Annotated in this window: 14 protein-coding genes and 1 pseudogene; 7 read left to right on the top strand and 8 right to left on the bottom strand. The window is 64.7% G+C overall.

Annotated elements, in window-relative coordinates; genetic code table 11:
• The first annotated feature begins 164 nt into the window (after window positions 1-164).
• The 6 genes from ACVWW1_RS32140 to ACVWW1_RS32115 all read left to right on the top strand — a co-directional run bounded on the left by ACVWW1_RS32140 (window position 165) and on the right by ACVWW1_RS32115 (window position 7,047).
• Complete coding sequence (locus ACVWW1_RS32140) at window positions 165-473, top strand: GIY-YIG nuclease family protein (RefSeq protein WP_456658633.1); 309 nt, start codon at window positions 165-167, stop codon at window positions 471-473.
• 265 nt (window positions 474-738) lie between these two features.
• Window positions 739-1,791 (top strand): ABC transporter ATP-binding protein, encoded by a 1,053-nt coding sequence (locus tag ACVWW1_RS32135; RefSeq protein ID WP_456660723.1) that lies wholly within the window; start codon window positions 739-741, stop codon window positions 1,789-1,791.
• A gap of 23 nt (window positions 1,792-1,814) precedes the next feature.
• Entirely contained in the window at window positions 1,815-2,879 is a 1,065-nt protein-coding gene (locus ACVWW1_RS32130; RefSeq protein WP_456658632.1) for an ABC transporter substrate-binding protein, read from the top strand.
• Between the two features lie 158 nt (window positions 2,880-3,037).
• Window positions 3,038-4,066: an ABC transporter permease gene (locus ACVWW1_RS32125; RefSeq protein ID WP_456658631.1), complete on the top strand. Its 1,029-nt coding sequence runs from the start codon at window positions 3,038-3,040 to the stop codon at window positions 4,064-4,066.
• Window positions 3,985-4,761 (top strand): ABC transporter permease, encoded by a 777-nt coding sequence (locus ACVWW1_RS32120; RefSeq protein ID WP_456658630.1) that lies wholly within the window; start codon window positions 3,985-3,987, stop codon window positions 4,759-4,761. The genes ACVWW1_RS32125 and ACVWW1_RS32120 overlap by 82 nt, the downstream gene beginning before the upstream one ends.
• A 177-nt stretch (window positions 4,762-4,938) precedes the next feature.
• The gene (locus ACVWW1_RS32115) at window positions 4,939-7,047 is read left to right on the top strand and encodes a S9 family peptidase (protein WP_456658629.1); all 2,109 of its coding nucleotides are present in this window, start codon (window positions 4,939-4,941) and stop codon (window positions 7,045-7,047) included.
• Between the two features lie 274 nt (window positions 7,048-7,321).
• Here ACVWW1_RS32115 and ACVWW1_RS32110 read toward each other — a convergent pair whose 3' ends face one another.
• From ACVWW1_RS32110 to ACVWW1_RS32100, 3 genes are all read right to left on the bottom strand, one after another.
• Complete coding sequence (locus ACVWW1_RS32110) at window positions 7,322-8,041, bottom strand: ribonuclease activity regulator RraA (RefSeq protein WP_456658628.1); 720 nt, start codon at window positions 8,039-8,041, stop codon at window positions 7,322-7,324.
• Window positions 8,042-8,194: 153 nt separating this feature from the next.
• On the bottom strand, window positions 8,195-9,934 hold the full coding sequence (gene araD, locus ACVWW1_RS32105; protein WP_456658627.1) for an L-arabinonate dehydratase: 1,740 nt from the start codon (window positions 9,932-9,934) through the stop codon (window positions 8,195-8,197).
• A gap of 216 nt (window positions 9,935-10,150) precedes the next feature.
• On the bottom strand, window positions 10,151-10,783 hold the full coding sequence (locus ACVWW1_RS32100) for a response regulator transcription factor (RefSeq protein WP_173639567.1): 633 nt from the start codon (window positions 10,781-10,783) through the stop codon (window positions 10,151-10,153).
• 153 nt (window positions 10,784-10,936) lie between these two features.
• On the opposite strand from ACVWW1_RS32100, the gene ACVWW1_RS32095 reads away from it, so the two are divergent.
• Complete coding sequence (locus ACVWW1_RS32095) at window positions 10,937-11,245, top strand: hypothetical protein (protein ID WP_456658626.1); 309 nt, start codon at window positions 10,937-10,939, stop codon at window positions 11,243-11,245.
• 157 nt (window positions 11,246-11,402) lie between these two features.
• On the opposite strand, the gene ACVWW1_RS32090 is transcribed toward ACVWW1_RS32095, so the two are convergent.
• From ACVWW1_RS32090 to ACVWW1_RS32070, 5 genes and pseudogenes are all read right to left on the bottom strand, one after another.
• Window positions 11,403-11,720 (bottom strand): pilus assembly protein PilZ, encoded by a 318-nt coding sequence (locus ACVWW1_RS32090; protein WP_092121804.1) that lies wholly within the window; start codon window positions 11,718-11,720, stop codon window positions 11,403-11,405.
• A 3-nt stretch (window positions 11,721-11,723) separates the two neighbouring features.
• Window positions 11,724-12,581, bottom strand: a complete 858-nt coding sequence (locus ACVWW1_RS32085; RefSeq protein WP_456658625.1) for a CheR family methyltransferase — start codon at window positions 12,579-12,581, stop codon at window positions 11,724-11,726.
• 35 nt (window positions 12,582-12,616) lie between these two features.
• A complete protein-coding gene (locus ACVWW1_RS32080) occupies window positions 12,617-13,006 on the bottom strand; it encodes a response regulator (protein ID WP_176534294.1) in 390 nt (129 codons plus the stop codon).
• Window positions 13,007-13,049: 43 nt separating this feature from the next.
• The gene (locus ACVWW1_RS32075) at window positions 13,050-13,493 is read right to left on the bottom strand and encodes a chemotaxis protein CheW (protein WP_456658624.1); all 444 of its coding nucleotides are present in this window, start codon (window positions 13,491-13,493) and stop codon (window positions 13,050-13,052) included.
• A gap of 73 nt (window positions 13,494-13,566) precedes the next feature.
• Window positions 13,567-16,285, bottom strand: a pseudogene (locus ACVWW1_RS32070) (hybrid sensor histidine kinase/response regulator).
• Window positions 16,286-16,606: the final 321 nt, after the last annotated feature.

Genomic DNA, 16,606 nt, shown 5'->3' with positions numbered 1-16,606 from the left:
TCACCCTGAGGAGCCGCGCTTCGCGCGGCGTCTCGACGGGTCGACGGCCGAGCTGCCGCCGCGAAGCTGACACAGGCGCGCGGAGATATCCGGGCCGTCGATCCTTCGAGGCTCGCTCCGCTCGCACCTCAGGATGGCGGGACACTGGTCACGGGGTCATCACAATGGGCATCTACGTCTACATGCTTCGCTGCGCCGACAACTCGTACTATGTCGGCAGCGCAACGGGCGATGACCTTGCACCGCGCATCGAGCAGCACAACGCGGGCACCTTCCCCGGCTACACCTACAATCGGCGACCAGTCGTCCTCGTCTGGTCGGAGTACTTCGAGCGCATCACCGACGGCATCGCGGCGGAACGGCAGATCAAAGGCTGGAGCCGGGCGAAGAAGGAAGCGCTGATCCGATCGGATTGGGTTACGATCAGCCAACTGGCCCATCGACGCGGAGCAACTCCTTCCCCGTCATCCTGAGGAGGCCGCGCAGCGGCCGTCTCGAAGGATCGACGGCCAAGCTGCCGCCGCGCGGCAAGATGAGCGCGCCGAGAAATCCGGGGCGTCCATCCTTCGAGACGCGCGCAAGAGCGCGCTCCTCAGGATGACGGGAAGGGAATTGCGCGAGGCGCATTGCTAGAGATGCATCAACACTATTCGCCGTCATCATTTTCCGCTTTACTGCCGGCAACAGCCGGGCGCGGATCCCTGCAACATAACAAGATGGAGGGATCGCTTGGCATCGGTGGAGCTGCGTGGCCTGGTCAAGCGGTTTGGATCGTTTGTCGCGGTTGATGACGTCTCGCTCACGATCGATCACGGCCAGCTGGTCTGCCTGCTCGGGCCGTCCGGCTGCGGCAAGACCACGACGCTGCGGCTGATCGCCGGGTTCCTCGAGCCATCCGGCGGCGAGATCCGTGTCGGCGACCGCGTGGTGTCATCGAAGGCGCGCACGCTGCCGCCCGAGCAGCGCAACATGTCGATGATCTTCCAGAGCTACGCGTTGTGGCCGCATATGACGGTGGCCGAGAACATCGTCTATGGGCTGCGCTTGCGCAAAATGGATCGCGACGCCATCGCCAAGAAGCTCGCCGCGATCCTGGCGACCACCAAGCTGGAACCGCTGGCGCAGCGCTATCCGGGCGAGCTCTCCGGCGGCCAGCAGCAGCGCGTCGCGCTGGCACGCGCGCTGATCGTCGGCCCCGAGACGCTGCTGCTCGACGAGCCGCTGTCCAATCTCGACGCCAATCTGCGCGAGGAGATGCGGTTCGAAATCCGCCGCCTGCACGACGAATATCGCTACACCACCGTCTACGTCACCCACGATCAATCCGAGGCGATGACGACGGCCGACCTGATCGCGGTGATGAATGCCGGCAAGATCGACCAGCTCGGCAGCCCTGAGGACATTTATGCGCGGCCTGAATCCGAATTCGTCGCGCGCTTCATCGGTGCGGCCAACGTGATCAAGGGCACCGCGCGCGATGCGACCCATGTCGAGTTCTCCGGCGCGACGCTCGCGGTGGTTGGCGCCAGGCTCACGGCCGGCCAGAGCGCGCCGGTCGCGATCCGCCAGCATGAGATCCAGCTCTCGACGCAAGCCCCCGCCGCAGCGCAGAACACGCTGAAAGCCGTCGTGACGCGGCAGGTCTATCTCGGCATGAACCGCGACTACATGGTGGAAACGCCTGACGGCACCTCGCTGCGGGTGACCACGCCGACCGAGACCGCGGTCGAGAAGGGCAGCGAGGTCTGGCTGACACTGCCGCCCGAACGCTGCCGCGCGCTCAGTCGATAACGAACAAGAAACGGAGGGACGCGATGCGGAAACAAATCTCCAGACGCCACGTCCTGAAAGGCTCTGCGGCGCTTGCGCTCGGCAAGGTATTCGCGTCGCCTGCGCGCGCGGCGCCGCCCGAGCCGGCCGCGATCACGCCCGATCTGGTGGCGGCCGCGACCAAAGAAGGCAAGCTCGTGTTCTATTCGTCGATGGACCTGCCGGTAGGCGAGAAGCTCGGCAAGGCGTTCGAGGCCGCCTACCCGGGCATCGCCGTGGAGATCGAGCGCTCGGGCTCGGAGCGGCTGTTCCAGCGCGTGGCACAGGAATTCGACGCCAACATCCACGCCGCCGACGTCGTCAACAGCGCCGATGCCTCGCACTTCATCCCGTGGAAAAAGAGCGGCTGGCTGATGCCGTTCGTCCCCGAGGAAGTCGCAAAGCATTTTCCCGACGGATATCGCGAGCCGGACGGCATGGCCGTGACCACGCGGCTGTGGCTGTCGTCGATCGCCTACAACACCAATCTGGTAAAGGCGGAGGATGCGCCGAAGAGCTTTGCCGATCTGCTCGACCCGAAATGGGCCGGCAAGATGGTGAAGGGCCATCCGGCCTATAGTGGCACCATCATGACCGCCACGTTCCAGATCGTCCGCGAGCTCGGCTGGCCCTATCTGGAGAAACTCGCCAAGCAGCGCGTGATGCAGGTGCAGTCCTCGACCGATCCGCCGAAGAAGCTCTCGCTCGGCGAGCGCGCTGTCATGGCCGATGGCAATGAATACGGCATCGTGCTCCTGAAGGAAGCCGGACAGCCGGTCGAGCCGGTCTATCCGACGGAAGGCACGCCGACGATCTCGGGACCGACCGGCATCTTCGCCGGCGCGCCGCACCCGAACGCCGCAAGACTGTTCCAGGCCTGGCTGCACACCCGCGAGACCCAGCAATTCTTCGTCGACTTCACCGGGCAGTATTCGGTGCACGCGCAGGTGCAGCCGAAGGCCGGCCGGCGCAAGCTCTCCGACATCAAGCTGATGAAGGAGAACCCGGCGGCGGTCGAGGCGATGACCGAAGAGATCAAGACGCGCTATGCGCGGCTGTTCAGGGTTTAGATGGTACGGCCCTCGCAACAATCGTCATTCCGGGATGCGCCTCTTGGCGCAGGCCCGGAATCCATAACCGCGATCATGAGTATGGATTTCGGGCTCGCGCTTTGCGTGCCCTCAGGTGCGCAATTGCGCACCGCGAATGACGAGGAGAGATGTCTCGCATGATCCTCACGCCCACCATCTCCCCCACCACCCGCGCCCGCATCGACTGGACGCGCCCCGTGCTGTGGCTGTTCGCGGCGGTGCTCGTGCTGTTGATCCTGCTGCCGCTGTCGTGGCTCGCAGTCTACGCTTTCACCGACAAGAACCGCCATCCGACGCTGGAGAACTTCGTTACGCTGTTCAGCAATCCCGATTTCCTCGATCCGCTGCTGACCACCGCGATCATCGCGACAACGTCGGCGCTGATCTGCTGCATCGTCGCGGCGCCGCTCAGCTGGCTGGTGTCGCGCACCGACATGCCGGGCCGGCAGACCATCCGCGCGCTGGTGACGGCCTCGTTCGTGACGCCGCCGTTCCTCGGCGCGGTCGCTTGGGAACTGCTGGCGGCGCCGAATTCCGGGCTGCTCAACCAGCTCTACCGGCTGTTCGCGGGCGAGGATGCCGACGCGCTGTTCAACATCTATTCGATGACCGGGATCATCTTCGTGATCTCCTGCTACACGTTCCCGTTCGTGTTCGTGCTGGTGGCCAATGCGCTCGACACCATGCCGGGCGAGCTGGAGGACGCCTCCGCGATCCTCGGCGGCAATGCCTGGACCACGGCGCGGCGGGTCACCATCCCGCTGGCGCTGCCCGCTTTGGTCGCGGGCGCCTTGATCGCCTTCCTGCAGGCGATGACGCTGTTCGGCTCGCCGGCGATCCTGGCACTGCCGGCCGGCTTCCACACGATGACGACCAAGATCTGGAGCTTATTCCAGTATCCGCCGAAGCTCGAGCTCGCGGCCGCCGCCGCGGTGCCACTGCTGGTGCTGACGATCCTGCTGCTGCAAGGGCAGAAGGCGCTGCTCGGCCGCCGCGGCTATTCGGTGATCGGCGGCAAATATGGCGCGCCGCGCCGGGTCGAGTTGCGCGGCTGGCGCTGGGCCGCGCACTTGGCTTCTGCCTTGTGGTCCTGCTCAATCCCGTCTTCCTGCCTTACCTCGCGCTGCTCAACGCCGCGTTTTCGCCGAACGCGACCACGCTGGTGACGCCGTCGACACTGACCTTGCACAACATCGTCTTCGTATTCACCGAACTGTCGTCGACCCAGCTCGCGCTGAAGAACACCGTGATCCTCGGCACCGCCACCGCAACAATCGGCACCATCCTCGCGCTGGTCATCGCCTATGTGACGACGCGGAAGGTGATCGCGGGCCACCGCATCCTCGGGTTCCTCGCCACGGCGCCGGTCGCCGTCCCCGGCATCGTGCTCGGCGTCGGCCTGTTCTTAAGCTATACGCGGCCGCCCTTCGTGCTCTATGGCACGCTCTGGATCCTGCTGCTGGCGTTCCTCACCATCAATTTGCCGTCGGCCTATCAGCAATTGCAGGCGGCATTCACGACCATTCATCCCGAGCTCGAGGAAGCGAGCCGCATCCTCGGCGCGACGCGGCTGCAGGCGCTTCGCCAGATCACCGCGCCGCTGCTGCGCACCGGCGTGATCGCAACCTGGTGCTTCATCTTCATCGGCGTGATGCGGGAACTGTCGGCGGCGATCGTGCTGTTCACCTCGCAGACCAAGGTGCTGTCGGTCCTGATCTACGACCTCAACGAAGGCGGCGACCTCGCCGCGATCGCCGTGCTCGGCATCGCGATGCTGGTGATCACATTCGCAGTAGTGCTGGCGGTGAACCAGATCCCGATGTCCGGCGGCAACGCAGGCGCGAAGCTGCGGAACGGCTGACGCTTTTCCGCACCGTCATTGCGAGCGAAGCGAAGCAATCCACCTCACCGCCAGGAGAAATATGGATTGCTTAGTCGCTGCGCTCCTCGCAATGACGGGAAAACCGTGGAGCGCTCCCATCTGGCAATCGCCACATTCATCCCGATATAAGGCGGAACCCCGCACCATGAGGATCGTGTGACCAAATCCGCCACCACAACATCGCCCCCTGTCGCGCCGCGCCGGCCGCATTCCTTCACCACCCACGGCATCACGGTGACGGACGACTATGCCTGGATCAAGGATCCGAAATGGCAGGAGGTGCTGCGCGATCCCTCGATCCTCGATCCTGACATCCGCAGCTATCTCGAAGCCGAGAACGGCTACACCGACAGCCTGCTCGGCCACACCGACAGCTTGCAGAAGCGGCTGGTCAAGGAGATGCGCGGGCGGATCAAGGAGGATGATTCCAGCGTGCCGTCGCCGGACGGCCCGTTCGCCTATTTCCGCAAGTTCCGCGAGGGCGGCCAGCACGAGCTGTACTGCCGCACGCCGCGCGATGGCGGCGAGGCGCATGTCGTGCTCGACGGCGACGCGCTGGCAAAGGACCATAAATATTTCAAGTTCGGCGGCAGCCGGCATTCCAACGATCACCGGCTGCACGCCTGGAGTGCCGACACCAAGGGCTCCGAATATTTCTCGATCCGCGTGCGCGACTGGGCAACCGGCGGCGACCTCGACGACCTCGTCGAGGAAACCGATGGCGGCGTGGTCTGGGCCGCGGACTCCAGGAGCTTCTTCTACGTCAAGCTCGACGACAATCACCGCCCGATGCAGGTGTGGCGGCACAGGCTCGGCACCAAGCAGGCCGACGACACCCTGATCTATGAGGAGCAGGATTCCGGCTGGTTCACCCATCTGCACGAGAGCGCGAGCGGCCGCTTCTGCGTGATCGCCGGCGGCGACCACGAGACCTCGGAGCAGCGATTGATCGATCTTTCCAATCCCGACGTCCCGCCGCGGCTGGTCGCGGCACGCGAGGAAGGTGTGCAATATTCGATCGCCGACCGCGGCGACGAGCTGTTCATCCTGACCAATGCCGACGACGCGATCGACTTCAAGGTCGTCACCGCACCGCTCGCCTCGCCCGAGCGCGCCAACTGGCGCGACCTGATCCCGTATCGCGAGGGCGTCTATGTGCTCGACGTCGAGCTCTATGCCGGCCACATGGTGCGGCTGGAGCGCGCCAATGCGCTGCCGGCGATCATCATCCGCGACCTCAAGAACGGCGAGGAGCATGCCATCGCGTTCGACGAGGCGGCCTATTCGCTCGACACCATGGGCGGCTACGAATTCGACACCACCAATCTGCGTTTTGCCTATTCGTCGATGACGACGCCGTCGGAGGTCTATGACTACGACATGGCGACGCGGACGCGTGTCCTGCGCAAACGGCAGGAGATTCCCTCCGGCCACAACCCGGCCGATTACGTCACCACGCGCATCATGGCGACCTCGCATGACGGCGCGCAGGTGCCGGTCTCGATCCTGCATCGCAAGGACTTTGCCCGTGATGGCAACGCGCCGCTCTTGCTCTACGGCTACGGCTCCTACGGCATGGCGATGCCGGCGTCGTTTGCGGCGAACCGGCTGTCGCTGGTCGATCGCGGCTTCGTCTACGCGATCGCGCATATCCGCGGCGGCGCCGACAAGGGCTGGGGCTGGTACCTCGACGGCAAGCGCGAGAAGAAGACCAACACGTTCGACGATTTCGCCGCCGCCGGCCGCGCGCTCATCGAGGCGAAATACACGGGTGAAAAACGCATCGTCGGCCATGGCGGCTCGGCCGGCGGCATGCTGATGGGCGCGGTCGCCAACCGCGCCGGCGAACTGTTCGCCGGCATCGTCGCCGAGGTGCCGTTCGTCGATGTGCTCAACACCATGCTCGACGACACGCTGCCGCTGACGCCGCCGGAATGGCCCGAATGGGGCAATCCGATCGAGAGCGAAAAGGATTTCCGCACCATCCTGTCCTATTCGCCCTTCGACAATGTCGCGGCAAAGGACTATCCGGCGATCCTCGCGATGGGCGGGCTCACCGACCCGCGCGTGACCTATTGGGAGCCGGCGAAATGGATCGCGCGGCTGCGCGCCACCATGCGCAGCGGCGGCCCGGTGCTGCTGCGGACCAACATGGGCGCCGGCCACGGCGGCGCCTCCGGCCGCTTCAACCGCCTCGACGAGGTCGCGATCGTCTACGCCTTCGCGCTGTGGGCGGTGGGGATGGCCGACAAGGCGGAGGTGTAGCGAGGTCCCGTAGCCCGGATGAAGCGCAGCGAAATCCGGGGTTCTTCGTATCAGCTGCGAGATTCCCGGATTACGCTTCGCTCCATCCGGGCTTCGGATGCCGGTTAACTGGCGCCACCCCTCTCCCCATCGTCGTCCTGGCGAAAGCCAGGGCCCATAACCACAGGGAGGTGTTTGGCGAAGATCAGCGTTGCGTGCCGTGGTACCGCGACCTCCGCGCTCGATAGATCACGCGGTATGGGTCCTGGCTTTCGCCAGGACGACGACGGTGGAGCTACCGCCCCTTCGCCTTCCGCCAGGCCGCGAAATCCTTCAGCGTCTGCTCGTCGGTCGCCGGATAGAGGCCGAAGATGCCGCGGCTGTTCTGCACCTGCTCGGTGACGAAATCCTCGAACGCGGTCATCTCGAAAGTCTCATTCGCGATCTCGTCGGCGAGATGCGCCGGGATCACGATGACGCCGTCGCTGTCGCCGAGGATCACGTCGCCGGGAAACACCGGCGCGTCCCCGCAGCCGATCGGGACATTGATCTCGATCGCCTGATGCAGCGTCAGATTGGTCGGCGCGCTCGGTCGATGATGAAACGCCGGGAAGCCGAGCCGCGCGATCTCGGCCGAATCCCTGAAGCCGCCGTCGGTGACGACGCCGGCGCAGCCGCGCTTCATCAGCCGCGTCACCAGGATCGCGCCGGCCGACGCCGCGCGCGCATCCTTGCGGCTATCCATCACCAGCACCGCACCAGGCGGGCAATCCTCGATCGCCTTGCGCTGCGGATGCGCGCGATCGCGGAACACCTCGATCGTGTTGAGATCCTCGCGCGCAGGCATGTAGCGCAGCGTGAAGGCCTCGCCGACCATGGTCGGCTGATCCGGGCTCAAGGGGTGAACATCCTGGATCATCTGGATGCGCAAGCCGCGCTTGAACAGCGCGGTCGCAACCGTCGCGGTGGAAACGGATTTCAGCCTGTTGCGGGTGGCGTCGCTGAGTTTTGACATGACTTGCTTGCTCTCTCCATTCGTCATTCCGGGATGCGCCGAAGGCGCAGGCCCGGAATCCATTTCACCACAGCGCATGCGGCCCGATGGATTTCGGGCTCACCGCTACGCGGTGCCCTCAGGTGCGCAATTGCGCACCGGGGAATGACAGCATCAATAGATCGACGGCTCGCCCACCGGTTTGCCAAAACCGGTCTCGAGGAAATCGAAGTCGCAGCCTTCATTGGCTTGCTTGATGTGCTTCGAGAACATCCAGCCATAGCCGCGCTCGAAGCGTTTCTCAGGCTGCTTCCATTCCGCGCGGCGCTTGGCCAGCTCCGCCTCGGGCACATCGAGATCGATGGTGCGCGCGGCGACGTCGAGCGTGATGCGGTCGCCGTTCCTCACCAGCGCCAGCGGGCCGCCGATATAGGATTCCGGTGAAACATGCAGGATGCAGGCGCCGTAGCTGGTGCCGCTCATCCGCGCGTCCGACAGCCGTACCATGTCGCGCACGCCCTGCTTCACGAGCTTGGTCGGGATCGGCAGCATGCCCCATTCCGGCATCCCCGGCCCACCTTGCGGGCCGGCATTGCGCAGGATCAGCACGTGATCGGCCGAGACGTCGAGATCGGGGTCATCGACCGCCTTCTTCATCGAGGGATAGTCGTCGAACACCAGCGCAGGTCCGGTGTGCTTCAGGAAGCGCGGATCGCAGGCGGACGGCTTGATGACGCAGCCATCGGGCGCGAGATTGCCTTTCAGCACCGCCAGCGCGCCCTCCTTGTAGATCGGGTTATCGACGGTGCGGATGACATCGTCGTTATGGACCTCCGCGCCTTCGATGTTCTCGCCGAGCGTCTTGCCTGACACAGTCATGCAGTCGAGATGCAGATGCTGCTTGATCCGGTTCATCAGGCCGGGCAGCCCGCCGGCATAGAAGAAATCCTCCATCAGATAGAGGTCGCCGCTCGGCCGCACATTGGCGATCACAGGCACCTTGCGGCTCGCAACTTCGAAATCGTCGAGCGAGATGTCCTGGCCGGCGCGGCGCGCCTGCGCAATGAGGTGAATGATGGCGTTGGTCGAGCAGCCCATCGCCATCGCGACCGTGATCGCGTTCTCGAACGCGCTTCGCGTCTGGATCTTATGCGGGGTGAGGTCCTCCCACACCATCTCGACGATGCGGCGGCCGGCTTCCGAGCTCATCCGGATATGGTTGGCGTCGGCCGCGGGGATCGACGAAGCGCCGGGCAGTGTCATGCCGATGGCTTCCGCGATCGCGGTCATGGTCGAGGCCGTGCCCATGGTCATGCAGGTGCCATAGCTGCGGGCGATGCCGGCCTCCATGTCGACCCAGTCCCTGTCGGAAATCTTGCCGGCGCGGCGCTCGTCCCAGTATTTCCAGGCATCCGAGCCGGAGCCGAGCGTCTTGCCTTTCCAATTGCCGCGCAGCATCGGTCCGGCCGGCAGATAGATCGCCGGCAGGTTCATGCTGGTGGCCCCGAGCAGCAGGCCGGGCGTGGTCTTGTCGCAGCCGCCCATCAGCACCACGCCATCGACCGGATGACCGCGCAACAGCTCCTCGGCATCCATCGCGAGCATGTTGCGGTAGAGCATCGTGGTCGGTTTCAGCAGCGATTCCGACAGCGACAGCGCCGGCAGCTCGAGAGGAAAGCCGCCGGCCATCAGCACGCCGCGCTTGACGTCGTCGACCCGGCTCTTGAAGTGCATGTGGCAGGGCTGCGCATCCGACCAGGTGTTGATGATCGCGATCACCGGCCGGTCGCGCCATTCCTCCGGCGCGTAGCCCATCTGCATCGCGCGCGAGCGATGGCCGAAGGCTCTGAGATCATCGGGCGCAAACCAGCGCGCGCTGCGCAGTTGATCCGGGGTCTTGTTCTTCTTGGTCATCTTGGCGCCATATGCTTCGATATTGCGTGTTTCGATATCGCGTGTCTCGACATTGCTCGCACACGCATGGTCTCGGCACGCATGCCCTGCGCCACGCATATACAGGATTTCCGGACGTCTCGTCCCGCGCGCGGCGCAGACGTGCCGTTCGCCGCCCGTGTGCCGCACAAACCCCGCGATGTGCAAATCGGAGCGTAAACCGGGGCCGGCCCTGGCTTACTTCTGCTGCGCCGTCATCACGATGCGGACGAGATCGGCGGCGTTGCGCGCGCCGAGCTTCTTCATGATGTTGGCGCGGTGATCCTCGATCGTGCGCGGGCTGATCCCGAGGTGACGCCCGGCCTCCTTGTTGGATGCGCCCGCGGTGAACTGCTCGAGCACCTCGCGTTCGCGGCGGGTGAGCGGCTCGCGCCCCGGAAAGTGCAGCGAGGCGATGCGCGATGCCGAGGTCTCGGCCTGGCGCCTGGTATAGGCGTCGATCGCCTCATTGAGGCGGCTGACGATCTCGTTGCCACGGAACGGCTTCTCGATGAAGTCGAGCGCGCCGTTCTTGATGGCGCTGACCGCCATCGTGATGTCGCCCTGGCCGGAGATCATGAAGATCGGCGCCGGATAATCCTCGCCGTGCAGCTCCTTCAGGATATCGAGGCCGGATTTGCCCGGGATATGCACGTCGAGCAGGATACAGGCCGGCGTCCGGCTGCGCGCCACCGCGAGCAGCGCGGCGCCGTCCGCAAAGCAGATCACCTTGTAGCCGGCGGTCGACAGGACCACGGACAGCGTCTCGCGAACGGCGGGGTCGTCGTCAACTACAAAGATTTCCCCGCGAGGAGCGCCATTCTCAACCATATGTCTCGTCCATCAGTGGTGAAGCGTGCTGCCCAGACTGCACAAGAAGTAACTCGACCATCTCGATCAATGGACCCGTATTTGTACGGGACGTCCGCTTAACGCACAAGTAGCACCGCGGTCCCTAAAAGTGGGGGCAGTGGAGAAACATGCGTGGAAAATGCAGAGGCGGACGGCGTTGCGGTGTGCCTGGACGAGGGCAGCGATCCCTACAGCCTGATCGTGACGGACCTGGTCGCGCTGATCGGCCATGTCCAGGCGAGCCTGCGGCTGATCGAGGCGGCGATTGCGCGCGAGGCATTTCTGGCCGAGCAGGACGCCGCCGCCGACATCTTCGTGCTTGACGACGTCACCCCGCGCTATGCCGTGGCGTCCACGGCCCTGAAAGCCTGCGACGCCGGCCTCGGCACGGCGCTCGATTGGCTGCGCGATTCAGGGGCACCGGCCCGCCTCCTGAACTGACCAGCCGGACCGGCCGCCACCGAATTCGGCGCCATCACGCAGATTGTGCCGACGACGCCCCAACCCTCGAGGCGACGATCCGTTCCACGTTCGGATTGGCGGCAGGCATCGACCGTCCAGCCGGGTCAGGCCTTCTTCACGTCAGGCCTTCTTGAAATCAGGCTCTGGCCCGCTCTTCGTCGGAGCCGGACCGCCGCTTGCTCGGCTTGCCCTTGAGGAAGCTGACGTCCATTTCGGTGCCATTGACGCGGACCAGCTCGCAGCGGCGATAGGCGAGCCCGGTCGACGACAGCAAGAGGAAAAACTCCTTCAGGTTGAGCCCCTGAATGGAACCCTCGACGGTCAGCGCCGCGTCATTGTCGGAGATGGCATTGAGCTGGCAGTCGCGCCGCCAGGTGCCGTCGATGGCCATGATGCAGACATCGACGCCCCGGCTGAACGTGACACGCTCAATGGATTTGCCGTCCTCCGTCATCGCTCAATATCCGATCGCCATGGCAGGCCTCGGCATCGCAAGCGCTGGCCGCACACCGCTCGGCCGGTACAGGCCGCGCCGTTCGGGAATCGGCTTGAACGTGTCGGTCAGGCCGACCACGGTTTCGGCGGCGCCGAGCACCAGGAAGCCGTCGGCCTCCATCAACCGGGCGAGCCGGTTGAAGATGTTGATCTTGGTGTCCTGATCGAAATAGATCAGCACGTTGCGGCAGAAGATCACATCGAACGTGCCGAGCTGGGAGAAATCGTGCAGCAAATTGAGCTGACGATGCTGCACCATCGCGCGCAACTCGGGATTGATCTGCCAGTATTCACCCGACTGCTTGAAATACTTCACCAGCAGCTGGATCGGCAGCCCGCGCTGCACCTCGAACTGGCTGTAGATGCCGGCCTTCGACTTCTCCAGCACCTCCTGCGACAGGTCGGTCGCTGTGACCTCGACCCGCCATCCCGCAAGCGCCGCGCCCATCTCCTTGAGGCACATCGCCAGCGAATAGGGCTCCTGACCGGTCGAGCCGGCGGCGCACCAGATCCGGATGCTGCGGCGCGCGGCACGTGCCTTCAGGACCTCGGGGATGATGGTGTCCCGGAAATGGTCGAACGGCACCTTGTCGCGGAAGAAGAACGTCTCGTTGGTGGTCATGGCCTCGACCACCTGGACGGTGTGCGTCGATGAGCCGGCCCTGATCTTGGCGATCAGGTCGGGAATGCCGGATAGACCGCATTTGCGGGCCAGCGGCAGCAGGCGGCTCTCGATCAGATATTGCTTGTCCGCGGACAGATCGAGACCGGAATGGTCCTTCAGAAGCTTACGCAAATACTCGTAGTCGGGGGGCGTCACGGGAGCCTCGCAAACGCAAAGGGTGAAACTGGGTACTAGGCTTCGGCCGACGCATCGAGCGCCAGCAAACCCACTTCCTGGAATTTCGCGATCACGATGTCCTTGTCGAACGGCTTCATGATGTACTCGTTGGCGCCGGCATGCAGCGCCCGCGAGATGTGGTCGATGCCGTTCTCGGTGGTGCAGAACACCACCTTCGGCACGTCCCCGCCCGCCATGCGCCGGAGCTGCACGAGGAATTCGAAGCCGTCCATCACAGGCATGTTCCAGTCGAGCAGCACCGCGTCCGGCAGCGCCTGCTTGCAGGCTTCGAGCGCGACCGCGCCGTCCTCGGCTTCGATGACGGTGAATTCCATTCCTTCGAGGATGCGGCGTGCGATCTTTCGCACCACACCGGAATCGTCGACGACAAGACATGTCTTCATATGTTGGCCTCCTTGTAGAGTCCGCCGTCTCCGCGGCGGAGCGTTACGCTGCAGCGAGTGTCTTTGGCACCAGTTCGAGCACGCGATCGACATCGAGGACGACCATGAGCTGTCCGTCGAGGCGATGAACGCCGCCGGCGAGCCTCGCCATGCGGGGATCGAGGTTGACCGGATTGTCCTGGCGGCTGTCGTCGGGCAGCCGCAGCACCTCGCCGATCTGGTCGATCAAGAGGCCATAGGATTCGCCGCGCTGGTCGACGCCGACCGCCATCGGCGGCTTGCCGTCGTCGGCCTTCGGCAGGCCGAGCCGGCCACGCAGGTTGAGCACGCCGGCGATCTCGCTGGAGGCCAGCGGCACCCGCGTCAGCCGCTCCGGCATGAACACGTCCTGCACCCGCGAGATCGGCAGGCCGAACAGCTGCCCGCCGATCACGGCCGTGACGTATTCGGCCATTGCGCCTTCGCTGGTCTCGGTCTTGCTGGTCATCACTCAACCTTTTGTTTGAGCATGATCGGATCGGAAAACCGGTTCCCACTTTTCCGGATCATGCTCGCTTCCCTCAAGCAGCGCGGCGCAGTTCGGCGGTCTGCTCTTTCAGCGCCGCGATCAGCCCGGGACGATCGAACTTGGCGACATAGTCGTGGAAGCCGGCCTGGCGGCCGCGCTCGATCGCCGCCGGCGACACCATCGCCGACAGCGCGATGATCGGCAGCCCGACGAGGTTGTGGTCGCTTCGGATGTTCTCGGCGAACTCAAAGCCGTTCATCTCGGGCATCTCGATGTCGGTCAGCACGACGTCGAAGGCCTGCCCCGAGCGCAGCGCGGCGAGCCCTTCCTGCGCGTTCGGTGCGGTCCGCACCTTGTAGCCGGCAGCCTTCAAGACCGGCGCCAGCATGTTGCGGAAGAACGCGGAGTCGTCGACCAGCAGCACCGACTGCGCCGTGGCCGACGGGCGCATCTCCTTGCGCGAGAACCAGTCGGCGAACGCCATCGGCAGGAAGTGGCCGACGTCGATCACCTCGGTGGCCTGGCCCTTGATCACGGCCGAGCCCAGAATGCCGTCCTGGGAGCCCGCGACCTCGATGTTGAGCCGCTCCTCGACGATGTCGATGATCTCGTCGACCACGAGCCCCATCGAGCGGCCGTCGTCGGCGAACACCAGGATCGGCTGCGCGCCTTGGGTCTGCACCTCGACCCCGGCCATCTGCACCAGCGGCATCAGCTGCTCGCGGTACTGCACCATGTAGCGGCCGTTCGAGAGCTCGATCTTGTCGGTTGCGATCTCCTCCAGCCGGGTGACGAGGCCGAGCGGCACCGCCTTGGGCTGGCTCGAACCGGCGCGGAACACCAAAAGCGAGGTGAGCTGCTCGCCGCTCGTGGCATGCGCTGCCGCATTGTCATCTGCCATGTCATGGGCCGCCGCGCTGGAGGCGCCGAGCGCCTTGGCAATCCCATTGGGGTCGATGATCATGATGACGGCGCCATCGCCCAGAATGGTGTTGCCGGAGAACATGTCGATGTGCCGCAGCTTGGTCGACATCGGCTTGACCACGATCTCCTCGGTGTGGAACACGCCGTCGACCACGATACCGAAGGTCTGGCTGCCCACTTGCGTCACCACGATGAAGCCGTTCTCGGCATCGCTGGTGGCGCCGTCGTCGATCTTCAGCAGCTTCTTCAGATGGATCAGCGGCAGCAGCTTGTTGCGCAGCCGCAGCACTGCCGTATCCTTGATCCGCTCGATGCGGTGCTCGGAGTTGGCGCGCGCCCGCACCAGCTCGACCACCGACAATTGCGGAATGGCAAACCGGTTGCCGCCGGCTTCCACGATCAGGGCGGAGACGATCGCCAGGGTCAGCGGGATCTTGATGGTGACGGAGGCGCCCTCGCCGGCCACGCTCTTGATGTCGATGGTGCCGCCGATCTGGTCGATATTGGTGCGTACCACGTCCATGCCGACGCCGCGGCCGGACACCGAGGTCACCTGCGCGGCGGTCGAGAAGCCCGGCGCGAAGATGAACTTGTGGATCTGGGCCTCGGTCATCTTCTCCAGTTCGGCCTCGGTGACGAGACCGTTCTGGAGCGCCTTGGCCTTGATCCGCTCGGTGTTGAGCCCGCGGCCATTGTCGGCGATGCAGATGATGATGTGGCCGCCCTCGTGATAGGCGCTGAGGCGGATGGTGCCCTGCTCGGGCTTGCCGCTGGCGACCCGCTCGGCGGTGGTCTCCAGGCCATGATCGGCGGAGTTACGCACCATGTGCGTCAACGGATCCTTGATCAGGTCGAGCACCTGGCGGTCGAGCTCGGTGTCGGCGCCGTGCATCTCGAGCTCGATCTGCTTGCCGAGTTCGCCGGAGAGATCGCGGACGATGCGCGGCAGCTTCTGCCAGGCATTGCCGATCGGCTGCATGCGCGTCTTCATGACGCCTTCCTGCAGCTCGGCGGTGACGTTGGAGAGCCGCTGCAGCGGCACCTTGAACTCGGTGTCCTCGTTGCGGCGACTGATCTCCAGCAACTGGTTGCGGGTCAGCACCAGCTCGGAGACCATGGTCATGAGGTGTTCGAGGGTATCGACATTGACCCGGATCGACTGGTTGGCGATCTTGTCGCCTTCCTGAACATCCTCGGTGGCGGCCTTGCGGGCCGGCTTCTTTGCAGCTTCGGCCGGCTCGGCTGCGGGGGCAGCGGCTGCGGGCTTCGCGACCGGGACAGGCGCGGGTGCTGCGACTTCGATCTCGGTCTCGCGGAAGGCGCGCTCGAGTTCGTCGAGCGAGACCTCGCCCGGGCGCAGCGGACGCTCCAGCGTCTGCACCACCAGCGTGCCTTCGGTCATGGCCGGTTGCACCGACGGGGCATCAACGACAGGCACCGCTTCTTCGCCGGCCGCCATTGCGGCCATCCCGTGCTCGACCATCGCCTCGAGCTGATCGATCAGGTCGCGGTCGTTGCCCTCGGGCTCGGACGGCCTCGGTCGCCTCGAGCCCGCCAAGGATCTCCTTGATGCGGTCGATCGAGGACAGGATCAGCGTCACGGCTTCCGCCTTCACCGGCATGCCGTCACGGAATTTGCCCATCAGGGTCTCGCCGGCATGCGCCAGCGCTTCCAGCCGCGGCAGCCCGAGGAAGCCGCAGGTCCCCTTGATCGTGTGCACAAGCCGGAAAATGTTATCCAGGATCTTCGCGTTGTTCGGATCCTGCTCGAACTGCACCAGCTGGTTGTCGACCGTATCCAGGCTCTCGCTGCTCTCCGTCAGGAACTCGCGCAACAGATCGTCCATGAAACGGTCCCCTCAAGGTGCTACGGAACGCACGCCTCGCATCGATAACTTGGCCGGCTTCACGGCGACGTTAATTTCGTCGTCCGTGCAAATACGGACGATGAAGCCGTTCAAGGACGACGCATCACGACATCACGGCCAGTTTCACAAGAACAGCCCTTACCACCCGGACGGGAAAGAGCCCGTTCCACCTGTCGTCGCAATTTGAACGAAATGAGATCGAGGGGTCGTCAAATCCAGCGAAACGCTGGCGGCCAGGACATCCACCTGCATCAGGACGTGATCGCCCATGGGTTGAAACCGGTCGCATGGTTAAGCGAA

Source organism: Bradyrhizobium sp. JR3.5 (assembly GCF_054057015.1).
This window is presented reverse-complemented; position numbering and strand designations above follow the sequence as displayed.

What these genes read in the sequence shown, in the direction of transcription:
- ACVWW1_RS32075 (WP_456658624.1), bottom strand. Translation starts at nt 13,493, where the DNA reads ATGACCAGCAAGACCGAGACCAGCGAAGGCGCAATGGCCGAATACGTC.
- ACVWW1_RS32130 (WP_456658632.1), top strand. Translation starts at nt 1,815, where the DNA reads ATGCGGAAACAAATCTCCAGACGCCACGTCCTGAAAGGCTCTGCGGCG.
- araD (WP_456658627.1), bottom strand. Translation starts at nt 9,934, where the DNA reads ATGACCAAGAAGAACAAGACCCCGGATCAACTGCGCAGCGCGCGCTGG.
- ACVWW1_RS32080 (WP_176534294.1), bottom strand. Translation starts at nt 13,006, where the DNA reads ATGAAGACATGTCTTGTCGTCGACGATTCCGGTGTGGTGCGAAAGATC.
- ACVWW1_RS32110 (WP_456658628.1), bottom strand. Translation starts at nt 8,041, where the DNA reads ATGTCAAAACTCAGCGACGCCACCCGCAACAGGCTGAAATCCGTTTCC.
- ACVWW1_RS32140 (WP_456658633.1), top strand. Translation starts at nt 165, where the DNA reads ATGGGCATCTACGTCTACATGCTTCGCTGCGCCGACAACTCGTACTAT.
- ACVWW1_RS32090 (WP_092121804.1), bottom strand. Translation starts at nt 11,720, where the DNA reads ATGACGGAGGACGGCAAATCCATTGAGCGTGTCACGTTCAGCCGGGGC.
- ACVWW1_RS32125 (WP_456658631.1), top strand. Translation starts at nt 3,038, where the DNA reads ATGATCCTCACGCCCACCATCTCCCCCACCACCCGCGCCCGCATCGAC.
- ACVWW1_RS32100 (WP_173639567.1), bottom strand. Translation starts at nt 10,783, where the DNA reads ATGGTTGAGAATGGCGCTCCTCGCGGGGAAATCTTTGTAGTTGACGAC.